This is a genomic window from Agromyces agglutinans, from assembly GCF_009647605.1.
Taxonomy (GTDB): Bacteria; Actinomycetota; Actinomycetes; order Actinomycetales; family Microbacteriaceae; genus Agromyces; species Agromyces agglutinans.
In genome coordinates this window covers 24,001-50,834 of sequence record NZ_WJIF01000016.1, presented here as the reverse complement: position 1 = coordinate 50,834, position 26,834 = coordinate 24,001, and the positions used below count along the sequence as shown (strand labels likewise).

The following is a 26,834-nucleotide window of genomic DNA, read 5'->3' as shown; positions in this document are numbered from 1 at the left end:
ACCCGGTGATCCGTTCGCCTGGTCTCGATACGCTTCGCTACTCGACCGACGGGTTTCCCCGATCGCACCCCTGCAAGGAGGCAGCATGCGCCGCACCATCGGCGTCAACACCTGGGTCTGGACCTCGCCGCTCGACGACGGCTCGCTGCGCGAGCTCGCCGCGAAGGCGGCCGGCATGGGATTCGGCGCGATCGAGCTGCCGGTCGAGCAGCCGGGCGACTGGTCGCCGGATGCCGCGGCCGAGGTGCTGGCCGAGCACCGCCTCGCCCCCGTCGTGATCGGGGCGATGGGCCCCGGCCGCAACCTCGTCGCGGCGCCCGGCTCGGAGGTGGTCGCGACGCAGAACTACCTCGTGCACTGCGTGAAGGTCGCCGAGCGGCTCGGTTCGCGCGTGGTGGCGGGTCCGTTCACGGCGGCCACCGGGCGCACGTGGCGCATGGACGCCGAGGAGCGCGCGGGCCGCTACGGCGAGCTCCGCTCGGCGCTCGCACCCGTCGTGCGGCAGGCCGAGGAGCGGGGCATCCGTCTCGCGATCGAGCCGCTCAACCGCTACGAGACGAGCCTCGTGAACACCGTCGAGCAGGCGCTCGAGGCGCTCGGGCCGCTGCTCGGGCCGGGCCTCGGCCTCGCCCTCGACACCTACCACCTGAACATCGAGGAGAAGCACGTCGGCGATGCCGTTCGCGCCGCGGGCGAGCACGTCGCCTACGTGCAGGTCTGCGGCAACGACCGCGGCGCCGTCGGCGACGACCACTTCGACTGGCCGGCGTTCCTCGACGCGCTCGACGACGTCGGCTATCCCGGGCCGCTCGGGCTCGAGAGCTTCACCGGCGAGAACGCGACGATCGCGGTCGCGGCCTCGGTGTGGCGGCCGCTGGCCGCCACGCAGGACGAGCTCGCGGCACGGAGCATCCACTTTCTGAACGAACTGCAGAACGAGAGGGAACCACGATGAGCACGCACCCGGTCACGCTGTTCACCGGCCAGTGGGCCGACCTGCCGTTCGAGGAGGTCGCGCGCCTCGCCGCGAAGTGGGGCTACGACGGCCTCGAGATCGCGTGCTCGGGCGATCACCTCGACCTCAAGCTCGCCGAGGAGGAGCCGGGCTACCTCGACGAGCGCCGCGAGATCCTGAAGCGGTACGGGCTCGGGGTGCACGCCATCTCCAACCACCTCACCGGCCAGGCGGTGTGCGACGACCCGATCGACTTCCGCCACCAGGGCATCGTCCGCCCGTACACGTGGGGCGACGGCGACGCCGAGGGCGTGCGGCAGCGCGCGGCCGACGACATGAAGCGGTCGGCGCGCGTCGCGCGCAAGCTCGGCGTCGACGTCGTCGTCGGGTTCACGGGGTCGAGCATCTGGCCGTACGTGGCGATGTTCCCGCCCGTGCCGGCGTCGGTGATCGACGCGGGCTACGAGGACTTCGCGAACCGGTGGAACCCCATCCTCGACGTGTTCGACGCCGAGGGCGTGCGCTTCGCGCACGAGGTGCATCCGTCGGAGATCGCCTACGACTACTGGACCAGCGTGCGCACGCTCGAGGCGATCGACCGGCGGGAGGCGTTCGGGTTCAACTGGGACCCGTCGCACATGATGTGGCAGGGCATCGACCCCGTCGGGTTCATCCAGGACTTCCAGGACCGCATCTACCACGTGGACTGCAAGGACACGCGGATGCGTCCGGCCACCGGCCGCGCCGGCATCCTCGGGTCGCACCTGCCGTGGGGCGACCCGCGCCGCGGCTGGGACTTCGTCTCGACCGGGCACGGCGACGTGCCGTGGGAGGACGCGTTCCGCGCGCTCGACGCGATCGGCTACACGGGGCCCATCTCGGTTGAGTGGGAGGACGCGGGCATGGACCGGCTGCACGGCGCGGCCGAGGCCGTCGGGTTCATCCGGTCGAAGCTGTTCCCGCGGCCGACCGCCTCGTTCGACGCGGCATTCTCGAACCAGTGAGGTCGTCGGTCGAGGAGTCGATCTCGCTGGTCGAGGAGCGCCCGACGAAGGAGGACGCGTATCGAGACCCGCGGACGTAGCCTCGATACGCTCCTTCGTCGCTCCTCGACCGACGGGGCCGTGTCGTCGGTCGAGCGCAGCCTGCGTCAGGCCTCGCGGCGCAGGTAGGCCTCGATGCGCTCGAGCGCGCCGATCCAGGCCTCCGTCTCGAAGAAGTCCCGCACCTCGGGCGTCGGGAAGCCCGACTGCACGATCGTCATGAGGGTGCCGCCGTTCGTGGGGGCGAAGTCGATCTCGACGCGCGTGGTCATCGAGTCGCCGTCGGGTCCGCTGCCGACGGATTCGGTGACCAGCCGGTTCGGCCGGTCGATCTCGAGGAAGGTCTGCGTCTCGCGGAAGAGATGCTCGCGGTCGGGGCCCCAGACGGCGGTCTGCGTGCCGCCGACTCGCAGGTCGACCTCGATCTCCACGATGCCGGGATCCTCGTCGAGGATCGAGAACCAGATCTTCTGCTTCTCGGCGTCGGTGTAGGCGTCGAACACCTCCTCGGGGGAGGCCGGAAGCGCTCGCTCGATGCGCAGGCTGAGGGCGGTCGTGTCGGTCATGATGTCGTTCCCTTCTGGAGGAGGAGGAAGGCGTCGAGGCCGTCGAGGCGACGGTCCCAGAGCCGTTGGTAGAAGCCGATCCACGACATGGCGTCGTCCAATCGTTCGGTGCCGAGCCGGCACTGGCGGGTGCGTCCGACCTTCTCGGTCGTGACGAGACCCGCGTCTTCGAGGACGCGCACGTGCTTGGCCATGCCGGTCACCGACATGCCCGCCGGCTCGGCGAGTTCGGTGACCGTCGCCGGCCCGTCGCCGAGCCGAACGAGCACGCTGCGCCGGGTCGGATCGGCGAGTGCGGCGAACGCCGCGTCGAGGACCTCACTGTGAACCATGCGGTTCACTATACAACACTGAACCAGAAGGTGCAATGAATTGTCGGTCGGTCGGTCGATGTGTCTACCATCGAGCGAAGGCGGCAGTTCGGAACTCCGGCACTTCGGAACTCCGGCAGTTCGGACCTCCCGCAGTTCGGAACTTCCCACCGCGATCTCGGGAGGACGCATGCGGCTCGACGCCGTGCAGCAGTGCGCCAGGCGCCGCGCGGAGGAGCTGCCGGGCGCCGTCCTCGAGTACCCGTTCGGCCCGGACTGGGAGGTCTTCAAGGTCCGCGGCCGCGTGTTCATGCTGCTGACCGAGATCACCGGGGAACCGATCGTCACTCTGAAGTCCGCGCCGGAGGACGGCAGGGCGCTCCGGGAGCAGCACGAGGGCATCACGCCCGGCTACCACATGAACAAGCGGCACTGGATCACGCTGCGCCCGGGCGGGACGCTCGGGCAGCGCCTGGTCGACGAGTTGGTCACCGAGTCGTATCGGCTCGTCGTTGCGAACCTTCCCCGAGCCGCGCGCCCGGTCGACCCGGCGACGTTCGGCATGAACGACGGGTGAGGTGCGCCGGCTGCACCGACTTGCGGTTCAGGTAAGGCTTACCTAAAGTGGCGGCATGGCCAGTCGTATGCGCAAGCGCGAACCCGAGGCGCCTCGCGTGCTGTTCGCGGGCGATACGGGCGACCTGGCCGTCATCCGCTCCAAGCTGGAGGCGTGCCCGGCCGACGCCGTGGGCCTCGTGCTGATCGAAGCGTGCAACGCCCTGCAGATCGCGCCCCTCGGCGCGCCCGCGGGCGTCGGCGTGCACTGGGTGTTCCGCGAGCGCGCGAGCGGCGTCGCTCCGCGCGGCGAGGCGCTCATCGCCGCAGTCGACCACTGGCTCGGCGAGTGGATGCGGCCCGAGGGCGGCGTCGAGCTCGACGTCTGGCTCGGCGCGCGCGGCTCGAGCCTCGTCGACGCCTACGCCCGTGACCTCGAGCGCGAGGCATCCGCTCGCTCAGCTCACTCGGGAACGCTCCAGTAGTACGCGATCCCGCCCGGGTGCTTCTCGGTGATCGCCTCGTCGACCGTGTAGTCGTAGGTGGCGTCCGTGTGGCCGGCGTACTCGATCGAGACGCTGCCGTCGTCGCGCATCTCGACGGCGGTCACGATGCCGGTGTGGTCGCGGTCGCCCGAGTCGTCCCAGTCGAACTGCACGATGTCGCCGACCTTCACCCGCTCGCGCTGCGCGTCGGTGAGTGCGGTCGCGCGCTCGGGGTGGGCTTCGAGGTAGTCGCGGAACGCGGTCGAGCTGATCCAGGCGGGCGCGTGCGCGTACGGGTCGCCGCCGGGCTCGTACCACCACTCGTCGTCGGTCGTCCAGCCGCGCTCCAGCAGCGACTGGCTCGCGAAGTTCACGCAGTCGCTCTCTTCCAGGAAGCCGAACTCCTCGTTCGACGTGTCGCGCCAGTGCGCGCTCACGTAGGCGAGCTGCGCGGCGACGGCCGGCGAGAGGTCGCGGTCGGATGCCTCGCCGGACGAGTCGTCCGTCGACGTCTCGGCGGCCGCATCGGCGGCGGCTGCGCCGGAGGCATCCGAGGGGGCGCCGCCCGAGCCGAGGGCGATCGCGGTCGCCGCACCGCCGCCGACGACGAGCGCGGCGGCGACGCCGATCGCGACGAGCCGGTTGCGGCGGACGGCGGGATTGGGGGAGTTGGGCGTTTCCGACATCGCCTTCGACGGTACGGAAGCCACCTGAGCGTCGCCTTGGATGCACCGCGGCGTGGCCCGAACCGGCCAGTCGGCGATGGCTCGAAGGCGGGATGCCGCAGGCCCCGCTTCGATCTGGAATCTGATCGTCGCCCGCACCGTGGCGACCCGATCGAGGAGGATCCCATGTCGATTGATCTCACCGCCACAGCCTCTGAGGGGCGCGTCCGCGCGTCGATCGCCGTCGGCCGGGCACGCGGGTACTACCGCGTGCTGTTCGACGCCGGACCGGTCGATGTCGCGACCTTCGCGGTGTTGGCCGGCGCCGCCGAGGAGGCCGCGAGCGAGTGGCTGGCTGTGCAGCTGGCCGGCGGCATCCTCCGGCTGGTCCCGTCGCCCGCCGGCGGCGGCGGCGACGAGTTCCTCCTCCCCGGCGAGCACGTCGTCGCCCTCCTCGGCGACGACGGCGGACCCGAGCTGGCCGGGGCCCGCGCACTGCTGGCCGAACACCGCGATGAGCTGCCGGTCGCACTCTCGGACCTAGGTCGAGCATCCCTCGACTCCTAGACTCGGGGCGTGGAACCCGAGGACCAGGTCATCCGCTACGCGGAGCACGACGGCGCATCGATCGCGTGGTCGGCCGTCGGCCGAGGGGCTCCGCTTGTCATCGGCGGATGGTGGTCCAGTCATCTCGAGCTCGACTGGCGTAACGCCCGGTTCCGCCGGTTCGCCGCGGCGCTCGCGCGGCATCGCACGGTCATCAGGTACGACCGGCCCGGCGCGGGCGTGTCCGACCGTGGCGGCATCCCGGCGCGGACGCTCGAGGAGGAGCTCGCGACGCTCGAGACGCTCATCGACGAGGCGGCGCCCGGCCGGGTCGCGCTGTTCGGCGCGTCCTCGGGCGCCGGGGTGGCGTCGCTCTACGCGGCCCGTCACCCCGAGCGCGTGGACGCGCTGGTGCTGTACGGCTCGTACGCGCGCGGGGCCGATCTCGCGTCGCCCGCGGCCCGCGACGCCATGCTCGCCGTCATCGCGCAGCACTGGGGGCTCGGCTCACGGGTGCTCGCCGACCTCTTCCTGCCCGACGCGACCGCAGACGAGCGCGCCGAGTTCGTGGAGTTCCAGCGGCGGTCGGCCTCGCGCGAGGTAGCGCTCGCCTCGCTGCGCGCCGTGTACGCGTTCGACGCGACCGGGCACCTCGGCGACGTGCTCGCCCCCACGCTCGTGCTGCACCGCCGCCACGACCGCGCCATCCCGTTCGCACTCGGCAAGGACATCGCCCGGCGCATCCGCAACGCCCGTTTCGTGGAGCTCGAAGGCGACGACCACTTCCCGTGGCGCGGTGACGCCGATGCGGTCGTCCGCGAGACGCTCGCGTTCCTCGGCGCGCCGGTCGATGCGTCCGGAGGGCGGTCGCGCGCCGGCGTGGTCGCGAGCGCGGGTGCGGCCGTGCCGACGGCACGCCTGACCGAACGCGAGCGAGAGGTGCTCCGCCTCGTCGCGCAGGGATGCACCGATGGCGAGATCGCGACGCGGCTCATGCTCTCGGCGCACACCGTGCACCGCCACGTCGCCAACATCCGCCTGAAGCTCGACGTGCCGTCGCGCACGGCCGCCGCCGCGTGGGCGCTGCGCCACGAGGTCATCTGACCGGGTGCCCGGCGCACGCTGGCCGGTTCCGGCCAGCCGAGGTTGGCCGGAACCGGGGATTCCGCCGACGGGCGTGCGGCGTTCACTGGGGTCTCGTGCCGCTCGACCGTGCGGCGCAGAGCAAGCAAGCACGCAAGGAAGCCGAGATGTCCGACACCCTGATCCACACCGAGCCCGAACCGAGCGCACTGCGCGATGCCGAGGAGGCGGAGGCCGCCCGCATCGGCGAGTTCGCCGAGCAGCTCGTCGGCATGCTCGGCGCGGCGACCACCCTGCTCACGATCGAGCTCGGCCGGCGCTTCGGCCTCTACCGGGCGCTGCACGAACGCGGACCCCTGAACCCCGTCGAGCTCGCCGAGGCGACGGGCATCGCGCCGCGCTACGCCCGCGAATGGCTCGAACAGCAGGCCGCGGCCGGCATCCTCCACGCCGAGACCGCCGCCCCCGCTGCCGATGCCCGTCCGTTCACGCTCCCGGGCCACCACGTGCCCGGGCTCGTCGAGGAACTGCACCCGGGTCACGCCGCACCGGCCGCGAGTGTGCTCGCGGGCGTCGCGCTCGCATTCCCCGCAGTGGTCGCCGACTTCCCGCACGGCCGCGGCGTCGCGTTCGACGCGTACGGCGCGGAACTGCGCCACGGGCTCGGTGCGCTGAACCGCCCGGGGTTCCACCACGCCATGCGCGACTGGGTCGGAGCGCTGCCCGACCGCGCTGCGGCGCTCGACCGCGGCGGCGTCGTGCTCGACGCGGGCTGCGGCACCGGGTGGTCGAGCGTCGCGCTCGCCGCGGCGTTCCCGCGGGCACGCGTCGTCGGGGTCGACCTCGACGAGGCATCCATCGACGAGGCTCGCGGGCACGCGGCCGTGGCCGGCGTCGCCGACCGTGTGCGGTTCCTGGTCGGCGACGCAGGCGAGACCGCGACGGTGCGCGCCGCCGCCGAGGCCGTCGACGCGCCGGCCGGGTTCGACCTGGTCACGGTGTTCGAGGCGCTGCACGACATGGGCCGGCCTGCCGCAGCGCTCGCCGCCTTCCGCGAGGCGCTCGCCGACGGCGGAGCGCTGCTCGTCGCCGACGAGCGGGTGGGCGAGGCGTTCCAGGCCGACGCCGACCCGGTCGAGCGGATGCTCTATGCGATGAGCGTGCTGCACTGCCTGCCGGCGACGACGGCCGAGTCCGCCGCCGACGCGAACGGCACCGTGCTGCGGGCGCCGACGCTGCGCCGCTGGGCGAGCGAAGCGGGATACGACGGGGTCGAGGTGCTCGGCATCGAGAACCCGTTCTGGCGCTTCTATCGCATCGGGTAGCGCCAGCCGGCTGGCTGAACGTCCGACGGGGACATGTCCAGCGGAGACATAGGGAACGCATAGCGGCGTCGCGATACTGGGAGCATGAGCACCGAGCCGACGACCCACCGCGCCCCGCAGCTGCACAAGCCCGACGGCTCGATGGTGCGCGTGCTCGTGGTCGACGACGAGGCATCCCTCGCCGAGCTGCTGCGGATGGCGTTCCGCTACGAGGGCTGGGACGTTCGCACGGCGGGCGACGGCGTGAGCGCCGTGAAGGCCGCGCGCGAGTTCCGCCCCGACGCCATCGTGCTCGACATCATGCTCCCCGACTTCGACGGCCTCGAGGTGCTCCAGCGCGTGCGCGCCGACGGCACTGAGACGCCGGTCCTCTTCCTCACGGCGAAGGACTCGCTCGACGATCGCATCGCGGGCCTCACCGCGGGCGGCGACGACTACGTCACGAAGCCGTTCAGTCTCGAGGAGGTCGTGGCGCGCGTGCGCGGACTCATCCGCCGCTCGACGCTGACCCTCGCGCAGCAACGCGACCCGGTGCTGCGCGTCGGCGACCTCACGCTCGACGAGGACTCCTACGAGGTCGAGCGGGGCGGTGAGCCGATCGAGCTGACCGCGACCGAGTTCGAGCTGCTGCGCTTCCTCATGCGCAACCCGCGCCGCGTGCTCTCGAAGGCGCAGATCCTCGACCGGGTCTGGTCGTACGACTTCGGCGGCAAGGAGTCCGTCGTCGAGCTGTACATCTCCTACCTGCGCAAGAAGATCGACCAGGGGCGCCCGCCGATGATCCACACGGTGCGCGGCGCCGGGTACCTGCTGAAAGCGGCGAACGGATGACTCGCCCCGGCGATCCCGGCCACGCCGCGGCCGCGCGCGCGGTGGCGGGCGCGCGGGGCGCTGGCGATGTCGCGGGCGGTGTCGCGCCGGAGGACGCCGACCCGTCCCGCGACGTGCCCAAGGGCCGCGCGCCGTGGACGCTCCGCCGGCGACTCCTCACGCTCGTCGCGGGCCTCCTCGTCGCCATGGGCGTCGTGATCGGCGTCGCGGCGGTCGTGCAGGTGCACACGGCGAGCGTCGCGCGGCTCGACGCGAGCCTGCGCGCGGCGGCCGAGCGCGCCGACAGCGCGACCGGGTCGGGCATCCCGACCGATCCGAGCGCCACGGTCCGCGAGTTCCTCAGCGTGCCCGGCCAGCCCGACGGCACCCTCGGCGGCATCTTCGTCGGCCAGCTGTCGGATGCCGCGTACATCGCCGAGGGCGAGCTCCTGCCGGCGGGGCCCGCCGCGCTCGCCGCGCTCGCCGACGTGCCCGTCGACCGGGAGGTGCACACGATCCGGGCCGGCGAACTGGGGGAGTACCGCTCGCTCACCATCGAGACCGCACCCGGGGTCCGGATCGTGCTCGCGCTGCCGCTCGCCGAGGTCACCGCGCAGACCGCGCAGCTCACGATCACCGTCGCCATCGTCGCGGTCGCCGGCCTCGCGTTCGTGCTCGGCATCGGCTCGTTCGTGGTGCGCCGCGCGCTGGCTCCGCTCGAGCAGGTCACCGCGACCGCGCAGGCCGTCTCCGAACGCCCCCTCGACCGCGGCGACGTCGACCTCGACGAGCGCGTCGCGGTCGAGGATCCGCGCACCGAGGTGGGCCGCCTCGGCACGGCGTTCAACCGCATGCTCGGGCACGTGGCATCCGCGCTGTCGGCTCGCGAGCAGTCCGAGCGCAAGGTGCGCCGATTCGTCGCGGACGCCTCGCACGAACTGCGCACCCCGCTCGCATCGATCCGCGGCTACGCCGAACTGACCCGCATGCACGGCGGCGCCCTGCCCGACGACGTCGTGCACGCGCTCGGGCGCATCGAGTCGGAGTCGGTGCGGATGACCGAGCTCGTCGAGGACCTGCTGCTGCTCGCGCGGCTCGACGAGGGCCGCGACCTGGTCGACGACGAGGTCGACCTGGGCGCGCTCCTCGTCGACGCCGTCGCCGACGCCCAGGTCGCCGGCCCCGACCACGACTGGTCGGTCGAGCTCCCCGACGTACCCGTCGTCGTGCCCGGCGACCGCGCGCGCCTCCACCAGGTCGTCGGCAACCTGCTCGCGAACGCGCGCGTGCACACGCCGGCGGGCACGTCGGTGGGCGCGACCCTGTCGACGGATGCCACGCGCGCGACGATCTCGGTCGCCGATGACGGTCCCGGCATCGATCCCGACGTGCGCGAGACGCTGTTCGAGCGCTTCGCGCGCGGCGACTCGTCGCGCTCGCGCCGTGCGGGCAGCACGGGCCTCGGCCTCGCGATCGTGAGGGCCGTGGTCGAAGCGCACCACGGATCGGTCGAGGTCGCGAGTGAGTCCGGGCGTACGGTCTTCACCGTGCGACTGCCGCTGGCGCCTCCGTCGGCCCCGGCGGTCGAGTAGCGAAGCGTATCGAGACCGAGACCTATCGCTGCCGCGTAGGCTGGGCATGCCCGCACCCGGAGCGACCGAGACCATTCATGACCCTGCAACAGACGATCACGCGCATCGCCGACGAGCTCGGGCGCCCGGCGTTGCTCGAAGATCACCGTCGCCGCGTCGTGGCGTACAGCCCGCACCCCGACGGTATCGACGACGTGCGCCGCAGCTCGATCCTCGAGCACCGCGCGAATCCCGCCGTGCACGCGTGGATCACCGGGCTGGGCGTGTACGCGGCGACGGCGCCGACGCGCGTGCCGGGCAACGCCGAGTTCGGCATGCTGCCGCGCGTGTGCGTGCCGATCGCCCGCGCGGGCGTCGTGTTCGGGCATCTCTGGTTCATCGACCCCGGGCTCGGTGCGCCGCTCGACCTCGAGCGTGCCGGCAGCTGCGCCGAGCAGGTGGCCGACGTGTGGGCGCGCGCCCGCAACTCGCAGGATCTCGACGGAGCCCGCGACGATGAGCTGGCGCGCGAGCTCGTGCTCGGCCGTGCCGAACTGCGCCGCCGCGCCGCCGACGAGCTCGGCGAATCGGGGCGGTTCGACGGCGGTCGCGTTCGGGTCTTCGTCCTCGCGGCAGGATCGGCCGGGTCGGCCGGGTCGGCCGGGTCGGCCGGGTGGGGCGGGTCCGCCGGTTCGGCCGGCGACGCTGCGGATGCCGCGAGGCCGTCGCTGGAGCGCGTGGCGCGCCGGGCCCGTCAGGCGCTGGGCGGCCGCAGCGTGCTCGCGCTGACGCGCCGCGACCACGCCGCGCTCGTCGTGCCCGCGTCGTTCGGGCGGTTCGCCGACCCCGAGCGCATCGCCGCGACCGTTCTGGCCGCGGCTGCCTCGGCGGCCGTGACGCCGGGTGACCGCACGGCTCCGCGGTCGCCCGATACCGCCGGAGCGGGCGGCGCGGGTGGAGCGGGCGGAGCGGGCGGAACGGGTGCATCGCTCGCAGGGGGCCTGCGGATCGGCGTCGGAGCGGCCTCGGCGGTCGCCGCCGCACGCCGCAGCTATCGTGAGGGCCGGCGCGCGCTCGCCATCGGCGAGGCATTCGGCCTCGAGGGGCCGGTCGTGCACTGGGACCGCCTCGGCGTCTACCGCGGGCTCGACTCCGCGTCGGCGCTCGGCCTCCGCTCGGGCGACTTCCAGCCGGGCCTCGAGCGACTGGCCGCCGAACGCGACGGGCCCGTGCTGCTCGAGACCCTCGAGTGCTACCTCGCCGCGGCCGGGCACGTGCAGGAGGCCGCCTCGCGGCTGAAGGTGCACCGGACCTCGCTCTACAACCGTCTCGCCCGGGTCGAGCGGATCCTCGGCATCGATCTCGGCGACGGGCTCGACCGGCTCGGGCTGCACGTCGCCCTGCTGCTCCGCGCCGGCGAGCGCGGCGGGCGGCGGAGCCGACGCACGCGCGAGGTCGCCTGAGCATCGCTCGGCCTCGACATCTGTCGAGCAGTCCGGCGCCGGGTCGCGACACCTGACGCGTGCCCTGTGCGAGGGCCATGCGTAGCGTGTGCAGTGCCACCGGGTGGTGGCCGTCGCCCGTGTCCCACGGCGAACGGGTGCCGCCCGCTCTCGATCGAAGGAGCATCCTCATGACACCAGCGATCCCTCGCGCCGTCGGCAGGCGACGCGGTCGCGCGCTCGCCGTCGCGGTGACGTCGGTCCTCGCGTGCGGCCTCGTCGTCGCCGCCTCGCCCGCGCAGGCGACGCCCGAGCCCGAGCCCGCCGAGCCGACATTCGTCGACGGCCTCTCGCAGGCCGTGTTCACCCGGGTCGCATCCGAGTGGATCAATGAGGAGGCCTGGGTCGAGAGCGAGGTCGATTCCGACCGCGACGGCAAGCCCGACCTCGTGCACATCGACGTCAGCCGGGTGCCCGAGACCGAGAGCACCGGCCTCAAGGTGCCCGTGCTCATGGAGATGAGCCCCTACTACGCGGGCGGCACGCAGGTGACGAACTGGCCCGTCGACCACGAGATCGGCGATCCGCCGTCCGAGAAGCCCGGATGGCCCGCCTTCACGCCGACCAACCGGACGAGCCCCACCATCTCACGGTCGCTCGAGAGCACCTGGGTGCCGCGCGGCTTCGCCGTCGTGCACGCCGAGGGTCTCGGCAGCGGCTGGTCGGAGGGCTGCCCCACCTCGGGCGCACCGAACGAGGTGCTGGCCGGCAAGGCGGTCATCGATTGGCTGAACGGCCGCGCGAAGGCCTACACGGCGCCCGACCGGGCGACCGAGGTCGCGGCCGACTGGACCACCGGACAGGTCGGCATGACCGGAACCTCGTACAACGGCACGCTGCCGATCGGCGTGGCGAGCACGGGTGTCGAGGGCCTCGAGGCGATCGTCCCGGTGTCGGCGATCTCCGACTGGTACGGCTACTACCGCTCCGACGGTGCTGTGCGGGCTCCGGGCGGCTACCAGGGCGAAGACCTCGACGTGCTCGCGGACTACGTCTACACCCGGTTCGACCAGGAGATCTGCCAGCCGATCCTCGACGAGCTGCGCGCGAACCAGGACCGCGCGACCGGCGACCGGAGCGAGTTCTGGGAGGAGCGCAACTACCTCGCCGACGCCGACCAGATCTCGGCAGCGACGCTCGTGGCGCACGGCCTGAACGACTGGAACGTCATGACCGGCCACGCCTCCGACCTCTACGAGGCGCTCAAGGCCAACGACGTGCCGCACCAGATCTACCTGCACCAGGGCGGCCACGGCGGCAACCCGACGGACACGCTGCTGAACCGCTGGTTCACGCGCTACCTCTACGACGTGGAGAACGGCGTCGAGCAGCTGCCCAAGGCCTACGTGGTCCGCGAGGACCGCACGCTCACCGAGTACCCCGAGTGGCCCGACCCCGCCGCCGAAGACGTGAAGCTCAAGTTCCGCCCGGCCGCAGCAGCCGACGGCGTCGGCGGGCTCGGCATCTCGCGCGACTCGAACAAGGCGGTCGAGGACCTCGTCGACGACGCGAGCATCCGCGCGTCGGTGCTCGCCGCGGCCGAGACGTCGCCGAACCGACTCGCGTACCGCACCGACGCGCTCGGTGCGCCGCTGCGGCTCTCGGGCACGCCGTCGGTGTCGCTCGAGCTGTCGGTCGACCGTGCCAAGGCCAACCTCACCGCCCTGCTCGTCGAGTACCCGGCGTCGGGTGAGCCGAAGATCATCACGCGCGGCTGGATGGACGTCGAGAACCGCAACGACGCCTGGCTGACCGAGCCGATCGTGCCCGGCCAGGCCTACGACTTCGCGTTCGACTTCGAGCCGAAGGACTACGTGTTCAACGCCGGATCGCGCATCGGGGTCGTCGTGATGTCGTCGGACCAGGAGTACACCGTGCGCCCCGCACCCGGCACCACGCTCTCGGTGCGGCCGTTCAAGTCGGAACTGCACCTGCCGCTCGTCGGTGGCACCGACGCCCTGCAGGCCTCGCTCCGCGCGGCCCAGTAGTCGCACGTACGACGGACGGCCGGCCGGCGCGGGAGACCGCGTCGGCCGGCCGTTTCGCGCGCCCGTCGAACCGGGTGGGGGTCTCGATACGGCGCTGGCGCGCCTCCTCGACCGCCGTTCGGCCTACCGCGGGATCGCCGCGATCGCCTCGACCTCGACGAGCGCGTCGGGCCTCGCGAGGGCGGCGACGTGCGCCCCCGTGATCGCCGTGGCGTGTGCGCCCCAGACGGGCATCGACGCCTCGAACGCCTCCTGCAGGTCTTCGCCGTGGACGATGAGGATGGCCAGCCGGACCACGTTCGACTGGTCGGCGCCGGCGGCCTCGAGCACGGCGAGCACATTGCGCATCGCCTGGGCCGATTGGGCGCCGATGCCGCCGGGAACGATGGCGCCCGAGGCATCCGTGCCGTTCTGGCCGCCGACGTAGAGCGTGTCGTGGTCGCCGCGAACGAGCACACCCTGGCTGAAGGCGGGGTTGCGGTGCAGCGAGTCGGGGTTCAGGTGTTCGATCTCCATGACCCCGGTCTACTCGCCGCCACCGACAGCGTCGACCCCTTGCCGATACGCCGAACGGCCGGCCGCCCGAAGGCGACCGGCCGTCGATGAAGGTGCGTCAGGCCTCCGCGAGCTCGCCGAGGAGCTCGGCGAACGCGAGCAGCTCCTCCGCCGAGCGCCCTTCGAGCGCCGTGCGGAAGCGGTTCTGGTTCTGCACCCGCACGGCCTGCACGCGTTCGATGGCCGTCGCCGTCGGCGCGAGCACGCGCAGCCGCCCGTCCTTCGCGTCGGGCCGGCTCTCGACGAGGCCGAACTCCTCGAGCGTGCGCACCTGCCGGCTGATGACCGACTTGTCCATCTCGAGCTGCTCGGCGAGCACGTGCGCATTCGTCGTGCCGTGCCGCACGATCAACGAGAGGATCTTGTATCCCGCCGGCTGCAGGTCGGGGTGGATCTGCTCGGCCGCCTGCTTCCACGCCACGCGCGCTCGGTTGAACATGTGGCTGAATTGCTGCTCGACGGCGGCGATCGCCTCGTCGAGGGCGCGGTCGGCGGTCATGACGGACATGCTACTTGCCGCCCCCCGCGGCACCCGACGGGCGCTCGTCGCGCGACGACGCACGCGAGATTCCGCGCGCCGAGGCATCCGAACCGGAATCGCCGGCACCCGGCCGCCCGCCCTCGATCACGGCGACCGACGACGTCACGGGAGCGGCGATCTCGGCCTCCGCGAGGTCGATGGCCGCACCCTCGGCCTCTTCGGCGAGCGACTGCGCCGCGTTCTTGGTCGAGAGCGACTTGTTGGGCAGGAACGCGATGGCGATGAGGCTCAGCACGGCGAGGGGGATCGCGATGATGAACACGTCGGCGATGCCCTGGCCGTAGGCGCCCTCGACGATCACGCGGATCGCGTCGGGCAGCTCGCCGACCTTCGGCAGGTTGCCGGAGGCGAGCCCCTTGAGCGCGTCGACCTCGGCCTCGGACGTCGGGGTGAACTTCGAGAGCCCGTCGGTGATGTGCGAGGTCACCTGCGTGGCGAGCACCGAGCCCATGATCGTGACGCCGATGGTGCCGGCGATCGAGCGGAAGAAGTTGACGTTCGAGCTCGCGGCGCCCAGCTGCGACGGCGGGGTGTCGTTCTGCACGATGAGCGTGAGGTTCTGCATCACCATGCCGAGGCCCGCGCCGAGCACGACCATGTAGACCGAGACCAGGAAGAAGTCGGTGTCGTAGCGCAGGGTCGCCATGAGGCTGACGCCGGCGATGATCAGGACCGAGCCGAACAGCATCCAGCCCTTCCACTTGCCGAACCGGCTCACGAGCGCGCCGATGCCGATCGAGGCGCCCATCTGGCCGACGATCATCGGGATCGTCATGAGGCCCGACTCGGTGGGGGTGGCCCCGCGCGCGAGCTGGAAGTACTGCGCGAGGAAGACACTGGTCGCGAACATCGCAACGCCGACCGAGATCGAGGCGATCACCGCGAGCGTGAACGTGCGATTCGTGAAGAGCGTCATCGGCACGATCGGCTCCTCGACGAGGAACTCCGTCACGACGAAGCCGATGATCGCCGCCGCCGAGATGCCGACGAGCACGAAGCTCGTCATCGAGTCCCAGTCGAACTGGCTGCCGCCCATCGACACCCACACGAGCAGGAGCGAGACGCCGACGGCGAGCAGCACCGCGCCGAGGTAGTCGATCTTGACCTTCTCGCGGGTGGGCTTGGGCAGGTGCAGCGTGCGCTGGATGAGGATGATCGCGACGACCGCGAACGGCACGCCGATGAAGAAGTTGCCGCGCCAGCCGAAGACGTCGGTGATGAGGCCGCCGAGCAGCGGCCCGCCGATGGTCGCGAACGCCATGATGCCGCCGACGACGCCCATGTACTTGCCGCGCTCGCGCGGCGAGATGATGAGTGCGACCGCGATCATGACCAGCGACATGAGTCCGCCGGCGCCGAGGCCCTGGATGACGCGGACGCCGATGAGCATCTCGGCGCTGGTCGAGAAGCCCGCGATGACGGTGCCCACGACGAAGAGGCCGAGCGCGATCTGCAGCAGGGCCTTGCGGTTGACGAGGTCGGCGAGCTTGCCCCAGATCGGGGTCGAGACGGCCGTCGCGAGCAGGCTCGCGGTGATGACCCAGGTGTAGGCGGACTGGTCGCCGCCGAGGTCGGCGATGATGACGGGCATCGAGGTCGAGACGACCGTGCCCGAGAGCACGGCGACGAACATGCCCATGATGAGGCCGGACAGGGCGATGTACACCTCGCGGGGCGAACGCATCGCCTCCGGGGCGGTGGAGCTGGCTGCAGTCAAAATCGGTTCCCTTGCGCTGCGTCTAATTCGTTGATCGAAGTCAACTGTATCTTAATCGTTGAATTCAGTCAACTATTGATGCCAGTCAACTATTCCCGGATCCCGACGAATCGGGGGGATGCCCTCCCGGTATCCTGAGAACCCAGATGTGACGCGTGCCATGTTCCGTCCCGCGCGACGCATGTCGGAGGCACCCGGTGACCGTCAGTCAGCTCGTCAATCGCATCGCGCGAGAGCTCGGTCGCCCGGCGCTCCTCGAAGACGGCCGCTACCGCGTCGTCGCGTTCAGCCCGCAGTCCGAGGTCATCGACGAGGTGCGGCGCCGCTCGATCCTCGAGCACCGGGCGGGTCCCGGAGTGCACTCCTGGCTCGCCGAGCTCGGCGTCTACCGCTCCGACGAGGTCATGCACGTCCCCCGGAATCCGGCGCTCGGCATGATGCAGCGCCTCTACGTGCCGATCCGCACCCCCGACGGCGCCCGCGCGCACCTCTGGCTCATCGAGGAGCCCGATCGGATGCCGCCCGCCGACGTCGCCCGCGCGCGTGAGCTCGCCGAGCGCCTGGCCGAGGAGTGGGCCCGGCTGCATTCGCAGCGCGATGACGAGTCGGCGCGGCGGGCCGAGCGCACGCGCGTGCTGATCCTCGGGGACCGGCGGGAGCGGCACGCCGCCGCCGACGAGCTGATCGCCTCGGGCGACGTCGAAGCCGCGAGCTCCCTTCGCGCGCACCTCGTCACCGTGCGCGATCGCGGCACACTCTCGCGAGACGACCTCGAGGCGGCCGAGCGCCGGATCCGCCGTGCCGCCGCGAGCCTGGCCCCGCTCACCCTCGTCACCGCCGACGGCGTCGTGGTCGTGGTGCCCGACGACGGCGGACGGCTCCACCCGCCCGTCGACGTCGTCGCCGAGCGGCTGCGCTCCGCGGTCGTGCGCGACGACGGCCCGCTGCGCGAACCGGTCGTGGCGATCGGCGGCTCGGCCGCCCGCGTGGCCGACTCGGCCCGCAGCCACCGTGAGGCGCAGCGCGCCCTCGCGATCGCGACCGCCTTCGGGCTGCCCGGGCCGACCGTGGCCTGGGACGGACTCGGCGCCTACCGCGGACTCCAGGCCGCCGCATCGCTCGGCGTGCGCTCGGAGGACTTCGAAGCGGGCCTCGACGGCCTCCTCGAGGAGCGCGACGGCGACGTGCTGCTCGAGACGCTCGAGGCCTACCTCCGGTACGGCGGTCGCCTGCGCGACGTCGCGGCACGGCTGAACGTGCACCGCGCGACGGTGTATCACCGGCTCGCGCGCGTCGAGCGGATCCTCGGCGTCGACCTGCAGGACGGACTCGAGCGGCTCGGCGTGCACCTCGCCGTGCTCCTGCACCGCATCGAGCGCGACGCGACGCGCTGAACGTGGTCGCGCCGCGCGCCGTGCGGCAGCTGTCGCGGCCGCCGGGCGCCGTGCGACAGCTGTCGCGGCCGCGGTCGAAGGCGCTCGACAGTTGGCGAGTGACCCGGCGGTGCCGATTTCCTAGGCTGTGAGCCACCTGATACGGGTACCGACGGCCGGCTCATCGCACGATCCATGCGGCGATCCCCGACCGCTGCGCGGCGCCGCGCCGCGGACATCCAGATCGAAGGGAACCACGCATGAACCCCCCACCGCTCACTCCGTCGGCCGCCCGGCCGCTCGCCGCTTCGCGCGCGGGCCGGCGCCGTGCCGGCGCCCTCGTGCTCACCGCGGCCCTCACCGCGGGCCTGGCCGTCACGGCCACCCAGCCGGCCTTCGCCGACGAACCCGCGGTCGGCAGCTCGACGCTCGTGCCGATCCAGGTGACCGGGGATCCCGCCGAGCGCTTCTCGCTCGTCATCCTCGGCGACGGGTACACGGCCGAGGAGCAGCCGCTGTTCCGCGAGCAGGTCGAGGAGCACCTCGAGACCATGTGGAGCATCGAGCCGTACAAGAGCTACCGCAACTACTTCAACGTGTACGCCGTGGAGATCATCTCGGGCGAGTCGGGCGTCAGCTGCGACTCCTCGCTCGACTCGCCGCGGCGTGAGACGCCGCTCAAGATGGCGTTCTGGGGCGGATGCAACGCCAACAGCGTGCAGCGGCTGCTCACGGTGAACAGCTCGCTCGCCCGCCAGTACGCGTCGGCCGCGCCCGAGGTCGACCAGATCCTCGCAATCGCCAACAGCGACACCTACGGCGGTGCGGGCGGCAGCTACGCGACGGCGAGCGGCGGCAACTCCCTCTCCGCGCTGATCTCGCCCCACGAGATCGGCCACTCGCTCGGCGGCCTCGCCGACGAGTACGACTACTACTCGCGCGGCGTCACCACGGGCGACTACACGGGTCCCGAGCCGCGGTCGGCCACGCACACGCTGCTGACCGCCGAGGAGATGGCCGCCCAGCAGGTCAAGTGGTGGCGCTGGCTCGGCGAACCCAGCGAGGCCGGTGGCACGATCGGCGTCTACGAGGGCGGCATGTACTACTCCACCGGTGTCTTCCGCCCCAGCCGGCACTCGATGATGAAGACCCTCGGGTACCAGATGGACCAGGTCGGCCGCGAGATCATGACCGAGCGGATCTCCTCGAAGGTGCCCCTCATCTCGGCGGCGCCGGCCGATGGCGCCACCGTTCCCGACGACGGCGTGATCTCGATCGACGTCGCCCACCCCGTCTACCACGAGCTCGACATCGAGTGGACGGTCGACGGCAAGGCCGTGCCGAACCCCCACAACACGACGCACCTCGAGCTCAAGAAGACGCGGGCGAAGCCCGGCGACGTGGTGACGGTCACCGTCGTCGACAACACGCCGTTCGTGCGGGACCCCGCCCTGCGCGGCGCCCCGTCGATGACCCAGACGCGGACGTGGACCGTCGGCGCCGAGGGCCCGGCGTCCAGCGATGTCGAGCCGGCCTTCACCGAGTCGACCCGCACCGACCGCCCCGTCGGCTCGCTCGACGTGCTCTACGTCGAGACCACGCACCGTCCCGACCGGCTCTTCGAGGTCACGTGGACCGTCGACGGCGTCCGCCAGGGCAACCCTCACGACGCTCGCACCCTCGAGCTCGCCGATCTCGGGCTCGCCCCGGGCACGCACACGGTCACCGCGACGGTCTCCGACTCGAAGCGCCACGGCGCGGCCTCCGAGACGCTGACCTGGACCGTCGACGCGGCCGGGCCCTCGGTCGAGGCCGTCGTGTCCGCGCCCGTCGAGACGACGGTCGGCGAGAACGGCGAACCGCACTACGTCGTCGACGAGTCGTTCACGATGAAGCTCACCGCGACCGACGACCAGGCGGGCGCGCTCGTGACCGAGTTCCGCCTCGACGGCGACGGCTGGCACAACTACTACGGCTGGCCGACCGACGCGGATGCCCCGTTCCTGTTCACGCCCACGGGCACGAACGTCGACGACCTCATCTACGGCAACCTCGGCACGGGCGGCATGTCGCTCTCGCCGTTCCAGCCGCGTGAGCCGGGCTACGGCCTCCACCGGGTCGAGTACCGGTCGACGGATGCCGCGGGCAACATCGGCGCCGTCGGCGCGTTCACCGTCGACGTGCGGGGTTGACCGGCGCCGCGACGCCGGATCGATCGCGCCGTCGCGGACGGCACAGCAGGAGGCACCCGGGCCGGTCGGCCCGGGTGCCTCGCCGATTTGGCGGTCGCCGAGGCATCCGGTAATGTGTCCCGAAGCCGAAGACCGCTGGTCGTCGTGCGCGCAGGCTGCGAGAGCAGTGGGCGAGCCGACCGAAGCTCTGCGAATGCAGGGGCCCGCGCAGGTGTGACGAAGACTTTCCGGGTTTCCGGTTCGAGCTCCGCGCGTCTGCGCCGGGGCTCTTTTCTTTTGCAGGCCAGCGCTCCAGGCCGTGCAGCGCCTCCGCGATGCACGTTGAAGACACAAGGAGTGGCCATGGCGAACAAGGAAGCCTCGGTTGCCGAACTCACGAACCTGTTCGAGAGCTCGACCGCCGTTCTGCTGACCGAATACCGCGGCCTCACTGTTGCCCAGCTCAAGACGCTGCGCAAGTCCATCAGTGGGGACGCGAGCTACGCCGTGGTGAAGAACACGCTGACGAAGATCGCGGCCAACAACGCCGGGATCTCCTCGTTCGACGACGAGCTCAAGGGCCCGTCGGCGATCGCATTCGTGCACGGTGACCCGGTCGCCGTCGCGAAGTCGCTGCGTGACTTCGCCAAGGCGAACCCCCTCCTCGTGGTCAAGGGCGGCTATTTCGATGGCAAGCCCCTGACCGCCGAAGAGGTAGGCAAGCTCGCCGACCTCGAGTCCCGCGAAGTGCTGCTGGCGAAGCTCGCCGGTGCCTTCAAGGCCTCGCTGTTCGGAGCCGCATATCTGTTCAACGCACCGCTCTCGAAGGCCGTTCGCACGGTCGACGCGCTGCGTGAGAAGCAGGAGTCCGCTGCGTAGGCGCGAGCCTCTCAAGCGGTGAGTAACCAGGAAATCTAAGGAGAAAATCATGGCGAAGCTGTCCACTGAAGAACTGCTCGAGCAGTTCAAGGGCCTGACCCTCATCGAGCTCTCGGAGTTCGTCAAGGCGTTCGAGGAGACCTTCGAGGTCACCGCGGCCGCCCCCGTCGCCGTTGCCGGCCCCGCTGCCGCAGGCGGCGGCGCCGCTGCTGAAGAGGTCGAGGAGAAGGACTCCTTCGACGTCGTCCTCGAGGCTGCCGGTGACAAGAAGATCCAGGTCATCAAGGTCGTCCGCGAGCTCACCTCGCTCGGCCTCGGCGAGGCCAAGGCCGTCGTCGACGGTGCTCCCAAGGCCGTGCTCGAGGGCGCGAACAAGGAGACCGCCGAGAAGGCCAAGGCTGCCCTCGAGGAAGCCGGCGCGACCGTCACCCTCAAGTGATCGCCGCCCTCTTCGGAGGGCAGCACCTTGACGGCGACCGTCACCCTCAAGTAACACGTGCGCTCACTCGAGCGCACCCCTTGAGGTGACCTGCGTCACCTGAAACACGCGGATGCCCCGTGGCTCGTCATGAGCCGCGGGGCATCCGTCGTTCACGCCGTCAGTCGTGCTCGCTCCTGACCAGGAGTGCCGCGAGCCCGGCGTACGTGTTCGGACCGGGAACGCCGTCGATCGGCCCGGCGTACCCGCCCCGCCGGGCGATGCGCTGGAGGGCCTTCCAGGTGTTCGGTCCGGGGACGCCGTCGGCGGGCCCCGTGTACCCGGCGCCGGCGAGCACGGTCTGGATGCCCCGCCACGAGTGCGGGCCGAGGACGCCGTCGTAGGGCCCGAAGTACCCGCCGATGCGGCCGAGGACCTGGAAGGCCGTGTTGGTTGCCGGCCCGGGGATGCCGTCGATCGGGTGGGCGTAGCCGAAGCCCGTGAGGACGGTCTGGACGCCCTTCCATGAAGCGGCCCCCAGGTCGCCGTCGATCGGGCCGGTGTAGCCGCCCTTCGCCGCGAGCCGCTGGACCGCCTTCCACGTGTTCGGCCCCGGCAGGCCGTCGATGGCGCCCGTGTAGCCGTAGCCCGTGACGAGATGCTGGATGCCCCTCCACGTGTTCGGGCCCGGGACGCCGTCGTTCGGCCCTCGGTAGCCGCCCGCGCGGGCCATCCGCTGCAGCGTGATCCCCTCGTCGGGGGTGATCGCCGCGCTCGTGGCGGCGGAGGTTTCGGTGGTCATGGTGCCCTCCTCGGGACAGGCGTGCCGCCGCGGCTCGGATCGGTGCCGCAGGTCGCGTCACGCGGAGGCTACGACGCCGTGCCGGGCGGCGACCACAGGGTTGGCCCTGAGCGAAGCACCCGCGAGTGATGACGGAATGCCGAGTCGGCGCGACCGGAACGACATCATCCGGTGCACTTCGTCATCATTCGGCGACGCGCGGGCGGGCGCCGGAGGGGCGGGCGCCGGAGGGGCGGGCGCCGGACCGGCGCGCGGGCGCCGGAGGTGGCGTCAGGCCCAGGGTGCTCCGAGCTCGGCGAAGGTGCGTCCCTCGAGCACGACCCGCTCGCTCCAGGCCTCGATGCCGTCGACCACGAGGTGCGCACCGTCGGCGCCCGTGCGGCGCTCGAGGAACGACGGGTCGATCGGCTCGGGCGCGGGCGCCATGCGCACGGCCTCGAGGATGCGCATGAAGCCTCCGGTCGCGGCGACGGGCACGAGCAACGGCGCGCCGGCCGAGACGTGGTCGACGAGGTTCTCGAGCAGGCCGGTCCTCGCGTGGGTCGAGGTCACCGGCACGGTCGAGCCGGGCTCGAACACCTGCACGAGGTCGAGCGTGTACCAGTAGACGATCCGCCCGGCCGTTCCCTCGACGATCACCGACGGCTCGCTGCGCCTGGGCGCCGTGAGGCTGAGCGCCGCCGCGAGCGGCGGACGACCGACGAGGTCGACGACCAGCGACGAGGTGTCGTCGGCCTCGATCGCGTTCGCCCGGTGCAGGTCGAGGCGCACCGCGGCGACATCCGCCTCGGAGGTCGCCCCCGCGATCGCGAGCGCCGTCGCCGTCGCGTGTGCGAGCGGGTTCGTGACCGCGCCGTCGACGACCGGCACGCCGTCGAGCGTGCGGCGGCCGGCCCAGGCGGCGCGGGTCCAGTAGGCCTCGGTGCGCAGCCACGTGCCGAGGGCGCCGTAGTGGCGCACCTCGCCCACGGCGCCCGTGGCGACGAGGTCGTGCACCGCCGCGATGCCGGCCGAGCCGAGGCTCTGGAAGCCGACCTGGACGGCGCGGCCGGCCTCCGCCGAGGCGTCGACCAGGCGGCGGAAGTCGGCGAGCGTCGGCGTCGGCGGCTTCTCGAGCAGCACATGCGATCCGGCGTCGAGCGCCGCGAGTGCGAGCGGCAGGTGCGTGTGCATCGGCGTCGAGAGCACGACGATGTCGAGCCCTTCGGCGGCGATCATCGCCGCGGCGTCCGCGTACACGGCGATGGGATGACTCGCCCCCGCGCCGCCGGTCGTCGCGCCGCCGGCGAGCGTTGCGAGGTCGCCCTCGACGGGGCGAGGGTCGGCCACGGCCGCGAGCTCGGCACGGCCCGCGCGCACGAGTTCGAGCGCGGCGCGCACATGGCTCGCGCCGTGTCCGTGGATGCCGGCGATGCCGATGCGGGGGCGGCCGCTCGCCGAGCCGCTCGCCGCGCCGGTCTCCGCTCCAACCGGGGCGTGCCCCGCGCTCATCCCTTGGGGGCCGGTTTCGCGGTCGGGCCCGGACGCCACTCGGCGGCGTGCGCGGCGGCGAGTTCGGCGAGCTCGCCCGGGTCCGTGATCGCCCGGTCGATGAGCAGTGCGTCGATGCCGAGTTCGAGCGTGCCGCCCTCGGGAACCTCGGCGACCTCGTCCCACGCGACCGCCGGCCCCACGCCGAGGTACTCGGCGACGCGGGCGAACCAGGGCCGGGCCGGTGCGCCGGCCGGCTGGATCAGCAGCACGGTGACCCGGCGCGAGGCATCCGTCACCGCGAGCCACGGCGACGACGACCCGTGCGCCGCCTGCTCGCCGACGCCGTCGGCGGTCGTGACCGTGGCATCCCATCGCGGGAAGCGCCAGAACAGGCCGCCGTACCCGGCACCCGACCGGCCGTTCGTGGCCGGCGATCCGATGCGCAGCGCGCCGAAGTTCGCGGTGAGGACGCTCCGCCAGCCCATCGACCACGCGTCGCGCTCGCCGAGCCGCACGGCGCGCCCGCGGAGCGTACGCACCTCGCTGAGCTGGGCGACCTCGCGCTCGTCGATCCAGGTGAGCCGCTCGGTGAGGGTGTCGGCATCGACGCTGACGTCGTCGCGGCGCTGGCGGCCCTGGTTCTCGAGCATGACCGAGCCGACGCCCTGCACGTACGTGCGTCCGCCCCAGTACGAGGTTCCGTTGACGTCGGGGATCGCGACGCCGATGCCGAAGTGGTGCAGGTGGTCGGTCGGATGCACGTCGGTCACGCGCACGCCGCCGAGCGTCTCGACGGGGTGCAGGAACGGCCGCGGCGAGAGCACGGCGTCGATCGACGTGCCCTCCTCGTAGCGGGCGACGATGCGGTGGCCGAGTCGCAGCACCGGGCGGCCGGGCGACAGCCAGCCGGATGCCTCGGGCGCGGGCCCGGTGCTGCCGCGGACCTCGAGGATCGCGCGGTAGGAGAGCGGATGCGTCGCCGGCTCGCCGGCCATCGCATCGCGCAGGCGCCGCCAGGACTGGGCGCCGAGCTCGAGCCGCGGCACCGACATCGTGGTGAGGGCCGGAGCGGCGAAGCGGGCGAGGGGCACGTCGTCGATGCCGGTGACCGAGAGCTCGCCGGGCACGTCGACGCCGAGTTCGCGAAGTCGCGCGAGCAGGCCGAGCGCGGCGAGGTCGTTGAACGCGACGACGGCGGTGACTCCGGCGGAGAGCACGGCCTCGGCGGCGCGGTAGCCGTCCTCGACCTGCGAACCGCCGGCGAGGTCGCGGACCTCGAGCTGCGGGTGGTGGGCGGCGAGCTCGGCGAGGCCGCGGCGGCGGAGGCTGTCGGCGTAGGACTGCGGCGGGCCCGCGAGGTAGGCGATGCGGGTGTGGCCGAGGGAGATGAGGTGCTCGCCGAGCGTGCGGCTGGCGTGCGCGTAGTCGACCGAGAGCTCGGCGGCCGGATCGCTCGCGACGGGGCGATTCACGACGACGGTGGGGCGGACTCGCTCGAGCAGCGCCTCGAGGCGCTCGGCCGGCATGCGCGGCGAGACCAGCACGAGGGCGTCGCAGCGCGAGCGCGCCTCGATCGCGATCTCCTCCTCGTCGGCGACCCGCTCGGCGGTGTCGGCGACGAGCACGCGATAGCCGTCGCGCGCGGCTTCGCGGCTGAGGCCCTTGAGGACGCCCTGGAACATCGGGTTCTCGAGGTCGGGCACGAGCAGGGCCACGGTGTTGCTGCGGCCGCGGACGAGGTTGCGCGCCATCTGGCTCGGCGAGTAGTTGAGCTTGTCGATGGCGTCGAGCACCTTCGCCGAGATCGCCGGGTCGACCTTGTCGTTGCGGTTGAGCACTCGCGACACGGAAGCCTGCGAGACGCCGGCGTACTCGGCCACCTGGGCGATCGTGACCTGGCGCTGCGCCGGATTGGGCACGTGGACCTCCGTCGGAAGGATGTCGGCTGCGGCTGCCGTTCGGCGCCGGGAAGATGAGGGGGAGCGGCTGCCGCACGCGAGGTGCGGCAGCCGCCCCGAGGGGTGACGGTCGGGGAGGAACCGTCGGGTGACGGTCAGACCGTCGTGGTGACGGTCAGGCCGTCGGGTGGCGGTCAGGGGGACCGTCGGGTGGCGTCCGGTGGCCGGGCGCCGGGTGGGTGGATCAGATCGCCGCGTCGTCGAGCGCCCGCTGGAGCTCCTCGATGAAGCTCGTCGCGGCCTGCTCGGGGGTCAGTTCGCCGAACAGCACCTTCTGGGTGTGCTGGTCGATGATCGTCTCGATCGCGCCGCCGCCCGGGGGCGTGGCCGGCGGGGCGTCGCCGACCTCGGGGGCGAGGCCGTCGAGGAACTCCACGACGGTCTGGTTGACCTCGTCGAGCTTGGGCGTGATGTACTCGCGGATCTTCTCGTTGGCCGGGACGCCGCGCTCGGCGAGCAGCAGGTCGGCCGCCTCCTCGCTGTTGGCGAGGAAGTCGAGGAAGGTCGCGACCTCGGCCTGGTGTTCGGTCTTGGCCGAGGCCGACCAGAACATCGACGGCTTGTAGTACGCGCTGCCGTCAGCGGTCGAGGGCACGCGCAGGGCGACGAGGTCCTGGCCGCTCGCGTCGCGCAGCGCCTGCACCTGGTTCGACCACCACGGGCCGAACGCCGAGGCGTTCGTCGCGGTGAACGATTCGGCGAGGCCGCCGGACTCGCGCTCGATGGTCGCGGCGGGGTCGGGCGTCGCGCCGGCCTCGGTCGCCTCGAGCAGGAACTCCCACCAACCGGCGAGCGTCTCTTCACTGGCGGCCACCTCGGCGCCGTCGTACAGCGACTCGCCGTGCTGGCGCAGCCAGTTGTTCAGGCCGCCGTCCTCGAAGCCCCACGACTGGGTGCCGACGATCGCGCCGCCCGAAGCCGTCGCGACCTCCTCGGCGGTCGCGACGAAGTCGTCCCACGTCCAGGTCTCGTCGTCGGGCAGGTCGACGCCGTACTGGTCGAGCAGGTCCTTGTTGGCGATGATCGTGTACGAGTTGATGCCGACCGGCACGCCGTACTGGGTGCCGTCGAGGGCACCCGTTCCGAGCACGGCCTCGGGGAAGTCCTCGGTCGAGAGGATCGACGAGAGTTCGCCCAGGTCGGCGAGCACGCCGTTGGCCGCGTAGGTCGAGAGCTGCTTCTCGTCCATCTGGATGATGTCGGGGATGTCGCCCGCGGCGACCGACGTCGAGAGCTTGTCCCAGTAGCCGGCCCAGTCGGTGTACTGCGGCTCGATGGTGATGTTCGGGTACTCGGCCTCGAACGCGGCGATGATCTCCTCGGTCGCGGCGTGGCGGGTGTCGTTGCCCCACCACGTGAACGAGAGGGTCACTGGCTCGTCGCTGAGCTTCAGTTCGGGGGCTGCGGCCTCGCCGCCGCCGGCGTCGTTGCCGGCGCACGCCGTGAGGACGAGCGTCGCGGCGCCGATGGCTGCGACGAACCCGGCACGGCGTCGTGTGATGCCTCGCATGGTCGGTTCCTTCCTGGTGCTGTCGTGAGGTG

The 26,834-nt window shown here is 72.1% G+C and carries 25 protein-coding genes; 15 read left to right on the top strand and 10 right to left on the bottom strand.

What is annotated here, in order from left to right:
• Positions 1-85: 85 nt before the first annotated feature.
• Together GE115_RS17720 and GE115_RS17715 are read left to right on the top strand one after the other, a co-directional pair.
• Complete coding sequence (locus GE115_RS17720; RefSeq protein WP_153686085.1) at positions 86-955, top strand: sugar phosphate isomerase/epimerase family protein; 870 nt, start codon at positions 86-88, stop codon at positions 953-955.
• Positions 952-1,959 (top strand): sugar phosphate isomerase/epimerase family protein, encoded by a 1,008-nt coding sequence (locus GE115_RS17715; protein WP_153686084.1) that lies wholly within the window; start codon positions 952-954, stop codon positions 1,957-1,959. Before GE115_RS17720 ends, GE115_RS17715 begins: the two co-directional genes overlap by 4 nt.
• A gap of 146 nt (positions 1,960-2,105) precedes the next feature.
• On the opposite strand, the gene GE115_RS17710 is transcribed toward GE115_RS17715, so the two are convergent.
• Positions 2,106-2,564 (bottom strand): SRPBCC family protein, encoded by a 459-nt coding sequence (locus GE115_RS17710; RefSeq protein ID WP_153686083.1) that lies wholly within the window; start codon positions 2,562-2,564, stop codon positions 2,106-2,108.
• Positions 2,561-2,896, bottom strand: a complete 336-nt coding sequence (locus GE115_RS17705; RefSeq protein WP_153686082.1) for an ArsR/SmtB family transcription factor — start codon at positions 2,894-2,896, stop codon at positions 2,561-2,563. The genes GE115_RS17710 and GE115_RS17705 overlap by 4 nt, the downstream gene beginning before the upstream one ends.
• 169 nt (positions 2,897-3,065) lie before the next feature.
• Between GE115_RS17705 and GE115_RS17700 the strand changes: the two genes are divergently transcribed.
• Together GE115_RS17700 and GE115_RS17695 are read left to right on the top strand one after the other, a co-directional pair.
• Complete coding sequence (locus GE115_RS17700; protein WP_153686081.1) at positions 3,066-3,452, top strand: MmcQ/YjbR family DNA-binding protein; 387 nt, start codon at positions 3,066-3,068, stop codon at positions 3,450-3,452.
• A 55-nt stretch (positions 3,453-3,507) separates the two neighbouring features.
• Positions 3,508-3,915: an SIP domain-containing protein gene (locus tag GE115_RS17695; RefSeq protein ID WP_153686080.1), complete on the top strand. Its 408-nt coding sequence runs from the start codon at positions 3,508-3,510 to the stop codon at positions 3,913-3,915.
• On the opposite strand, the gene GE115_RS17690 is transcribed toward GE115_RS17695, so the two are convergent.
• Entirely contained in the window at positions 3,894-4,601 is a 708-nt protein-coding gene (locus tag GE115_RS17690; protein WP_153686079.1) for an amidase domain-containing protein, read from the bottom strand. The two genes, GE115_RS17695 and GE115_RS17690, sit on opposite strands and share 22 nt — an antisense overlap.
• A gap of 165 nt (positions 4,602-4,766) precedes the next feature.
• Between GE115_RS17690 and GE115_RS17685 the strand changes: the two genes are divergently transcribed.
• The 7 genes from GE115_RS17685 (at position 4,767) to GE115_RS17655 (ending at position 13,405) form a co-directional block, all read left to right on the top strand.
• Positions 4,767-5,147 carry a hypothetical protein gene (locus GE115_RS17685; protein ID WP_153686078.1) on the top strand — a complete coding sequence of 127 codons (381 nt, stop codon included), beginning with the start codon at positions 4,767-4,769 and terminating at the stop codon, positions 5,145-5,147.
• A 9-nt stretch (positions 5,148-5,156) separates the two neighbouring features.
• Positions 5,157-6,230 carry an alpha/beta fold hydrolase gene (locus GE115_RS19320; protein WP_216648862.1) on the top strand — a complete coding sequence of 358 codons (1,074 nt, stop codon included), beginning with the start codon at positions 5,157-5,159 and terminating at the stop codon, positions 6,228-6,230.
• Positions 6,231-6,376: 146 nt separating this feature from the next.
• Positions 6,377-7,534, top strand: a complete 1,158-nt coding sequence (locus GE115_RS17675) for a class I SAM-dependent methyltransferase (RefSeq protein ID WP_153686077.1) — start codon at positions 6,377-6,379, stop codon at positions 7,532-7,534.
• Positions 7,535-7,618: 84 nt separating this feature from the next.
• On the top strand, positions 7,619-8,365 hold the full coding sequence (locus tag GE115_RS17670; RefSeq protein ID WP_153686076.1) for a response regulator transcription factor: 747 nt from the start codon (positions 7,619-7,621) through the stop codon (positions 8,363-8,365).
• On the top strand, positions 8,362-9,936 hold the full coding sequence (locus GE115_RS17665) for a sensor histidine kinase (RefSeq protein WP_153686075.1): 1,575 nt from the start codon (positions 8,362-8,364) through the stop codon (positions 9,934-9,936). The genes GE115_RS17670 and GE115_RS17665 overlap by 4 nt, the downstream gene beginning before the upstream one ends.
• Before the next feature lie 77 nt (positions 9,937-10,013).
• Entirely contained in the window at positions 10,014-11,378 is a 1,365-nt protein-coding gene (locus tag GE115_RS17660; RefSeq protein WP_153686074.1) for a PucR family transcriptional regulator, read from the top strand.
• A 170-nt stretch (positions 11,379-11,548) separates the two neighbouring features.
• Positions 11,549-13,405: a Xaa-Pro dipeptidyl-peptidase gene (locus GE115_RS17655; protein WP_153686073.1), complete on the top strand. Its 1,857-nt coding sequence runs from the start codon at positions 11,549-11,551 to the stop codon at positions 13,403-13,405.
• 123 nt (positions 13,406-13,528) lie between these two features.
• On the opposite strand, the gene GE115_RS17650 is transcribed toward GE115_RS17655, so the two are convergent.
• The 3 genes from GE115_RS17650 to GE115_RS17640 form a co-directional block, all read right to left on the bottom strand.
• A complete protein-coding gene (locus tag GE115_RS17650; RefSeq protein ID WP_153686072.1) occupies positions 13,529-13,921 on the bottom strand; it encodes a RidA family protein in 393 nt (130 codons plus the stop codon).
• Positions 13,922-14,018: 97 nt separating this feature from the next.
• Positions 14,019-14,459: a MarR family winged helix-turn-helix transcriptional regulator gene (locus tag GE115_RS17645; protein ID WP_172980000.1), complete on the bottom strand. Its 441-nt coding sequence runs from the start codon at positions 14,457-14,459 to the stop codon at positions 14,019-14,021.
• A 10-nt stretch (positions 14,460-14,469) separates the two neighbouring features.
• The gene (locus GE115_RS17640) at positions 14,470-16,185 is read right to left on the bottom strand and encodes an MDR family MFS transporter (RefSeq protein ID WP_153686101.1); all 1,716 of its coding nucleotides are present in this window, start codon (positions 16,183-16,185) and stop codon (positions 14,470-14,472) included.
• Between the two features lie 230 nt (positions 16,186-16,415).
• On the opposite strand from GE115_RS17640, the gene GE115_RS17635 reads away from it, so the two are divergent.
• From GE115_RS17635 to rplL, 4 genes are all read left to right on the top strand, one after another.
• A complete protein-coding gene (locus GE115_RS17635; protein WP_153686070.1) occupies positions 16,416-17,612 on the top strand; it encodes a PucR family transcriptional regulator in 1,197 nt (398 codons plus the stop codon).
• Between the two features lie 239 nt (positions 17,613-17,851).
• A complete protein-coding gene (locus tag GE115_RS17630) occupies positions 17,852-19,783 on the top strand; it encodes a M64 family metallopeptidase (protein WP_153686069.1) in 1,932 nt (643 codons plus the stop codon).
• A 342-nt stretch (positions 19,784-20,125) separates the two neighbouring features.
• Positions 20,126-20,641 (top strand): 50S ribosomal protein L10, encoded by a 516-nt coding sequence (gene rplJ, locus GE115_RS17625; RefSeq protein WP_153686068.1) that lies wholly within the window; start codon positions 20,126-20,128, stop codon positions 20,639-20,641.
• Positions 20,642-20,690: 49 nt separating this feature from the next.
• Positions 20,691-21,080, top strand: coding sequence for a 50S ribosomal protein L7/L12 (gene rplL / locus GE115_RS17620; protein WP_153686067.1), 390 nt, complete (start codon positions 20,691-20,693; stop codon positions 21,078-21,080).
• 160 nt (positions 21,081-21,240) lie between these two features.
• On the opposite strand, the gene GE115_RS17615 is transcribed toward rplL, so the two are convergent.
• The 4 genes from GE115_RS17615 to GE115_RS17600 all read right to left on the bottom strand — a co-directional run bounded on the left by GE115_RS17615 (position 21,241) and on the right by GE115_RS17600 (position 26,802).
• Positions 21,241-21,861: a peptidoglycan-binding domain-containing protein gene (locus tag GE115_RS17615; RefSeq protein ID WP_153686066.1), complete on the bottom strand. Its 621-nt coding sequence runs from the start codon at positions 21,859-21,861 to the stop codon at positions 21,241-21,243.
• 270 nt (positions 21,862-22,131) lie between these two features.
• Complete coding sequence (locus GE115_RS17610) at positions 22,132-23,352, bottom strand: Gfo/Idh/MocA family protein (RefSeq protein WP_153686065.1); 1,221 nt, start codon at positions 23,350-23,352, stop codon at positions 22,132-22,134.
• A complete protein-coding gene (locus tag GE115_RS17605; protein ID WP_312855353.1) occupies positions 23,349-25,253 on the bottom strand; it encodes a DUF6807 family protein in 1,905 nt (634 codons plus the stop codon). Before GE115_RS17605 ends, GE115_RS17610 begins: the two co-directional genes overlap by 4 nt.
• Positions 25,254-25,476: 223 nt before the next feature.
• Positions 25,477-26,802 (bottom strand): ABC transporter substrate-binding protein, encoded by a 1,326-nt coding sequence (locus tag GE115_RS17600; RefSeq protein ID WP_153686063.1) that lies wholly within the window; start codon positions 26,800-26,802, stop codon positions 25,477-25,479.
• Between the last annotated feature and the right edge of the window lie 32 nt (positions 26,803-26,834).

Coding starts and splice junctions, on each gene's coding strand:
- GE115_RS17720 (WP_153686085.1), top strand. CDS start 86: ATGCGCCGCACCATCGGCGTCAACACCTGGGTCTGGACCTCGCCGCTC.
- GE115_RS17715 (WP_153686084.1), top strand. CDS start 952: ATGAGCACGCACCCGGTCACGCTGTTCACCGGCCAGTGGGCCGACCTG.
- GE115_RS17710 (WP_153686083.1), bottom strand. CDS start 2,564: ATGACCGACACGACCGCCCTCAGCCTGCGCATCGAGCGAGCGCTTCCG.
- GE115_RS17705 (WP_153686082.1), bottom strand. CDS start 2,896: ATGGTTCACAGTGAGGTCCTCGACGCGGCGTTCGCCGCACTCGCCGAT.
- GE115_RS17700 (WP_153686081.1), top strand. CDS start 3,066: ATGCGGCTCGACGCCGTGCAGCAGTGCGCCAGGCGCCGCGCGGAGGAG.
- GE115_RS17695 (WP_153686080.1), top strand. CDS start 3,508: ATGGCCAGTCGTATGCGCAAGCGCGAACCCGAGGCGCCTCGCGTGCTG.
- GE115_RS17690 (WP_153686079.1), bottom strand. CDS start 4,601: ATGTCGGAAACGCCCAACTCCCCCAATCCCGCCGTCCGCCGCAACCGG.
- GE115_RS17685 (WP_153686078.1), top strand. CDS start 4,767: ATGTCGATTGATCTCACCGCCACAGCCTCTGAGGGGCGCGTCCGCGCG.
- GE115_RS17675 (WP_153686077.1), top strand. CDS start 6,377: ATGTCCGACACCCTGATCCACACCGAGCCCGAACCGAGCGCACTGCGC.
- GE115_RS17670 (WP_153686076.1), top strand. CDS start 7,619: ATGAGCACCGAGCCGACGACCCACCGCGCCCCGCAGCTGCACAAGCCC.
- GE115_RS17665 (WP_153686075.1), top strand. CDS start 8,362: ATGACTCGCCCCGGCGATCCCGGCCACGCCGCGGCCGCGCGCGCGGTG.
- GE115_RS17660 (WP_153686074.1), top strand. CDS start 10,014: ATGACCCTGCAACAGACGATCACGCGCATCGCCGACGAGCTCGGGCGC.
- GE115_RS17655 (WP_153686073.1), top strand. CDS start 11,549: ATGACACCAGCGATCCCTCGCGCCGTCGGCAGGCGACGCGGTCGCGCG.
- GE115_RS17650 (WP_153686072.1), bottom strand. CDS start 13,921: ATGGAGATCGAACACCTGAACCCCGACTCGCTGCACCGCAACCCCGCC.
- GE115_RS17645 (WP_172980000.1), bottom strand. CDS start 14,459: ATGACCGCCGACCGCGCCCTCGACGAGGCGATCGCCGCCGTCGAGCAG.
- GE115_RS17640 (WP_153686101.1), bottom strand. CDS start 16,185: ATGCGTTCGCCCCGCGAGGTGTACATCGCCCTGTCCGGCCTCATCATG.
- GE115_RS17630 (WP_153686069.1), top strand. CDS start 17,852: ATGAACCCCCCACCGCTCACTCCGTCGGCCGCCCGGCCGCTCGCCGCT.
- rplJ (WP_153686068.1), top strand. CDS start 20,126: ATGGCGAACAAGGAAGCCTCGGTTGCCGAACTCACGAACCTGTTCGAG.
- rplL (WP_153686067.1), top strand. CDS start 20,691: ATGGCGAAGCTGTCCACTGAAGAACTGCTCGAGCAGTTCAAGGGCCTG.
- GE115_RS17615 (WP_153686066.1), bottom strand. CDS start 21,861: ATGACCACCGAAACCTCCGCCGCCACGAGCGCGGCGATCACCCCCGAC.
- GE115_RS17610 (WP_153686065.1), bottom strand. CDS start 23,352: ATGAGCGCGGGGCACGCCCCGGTTGGAGCGGAGACCGGCGCGGCGAGC.
- GE115_RS17600 (WP_153686063.1), bottom strand. CDS start 26,802: ATGCGAGGCATCACACGACGCCGTGCCGGGTTCGTCGCAGCCATCGGC.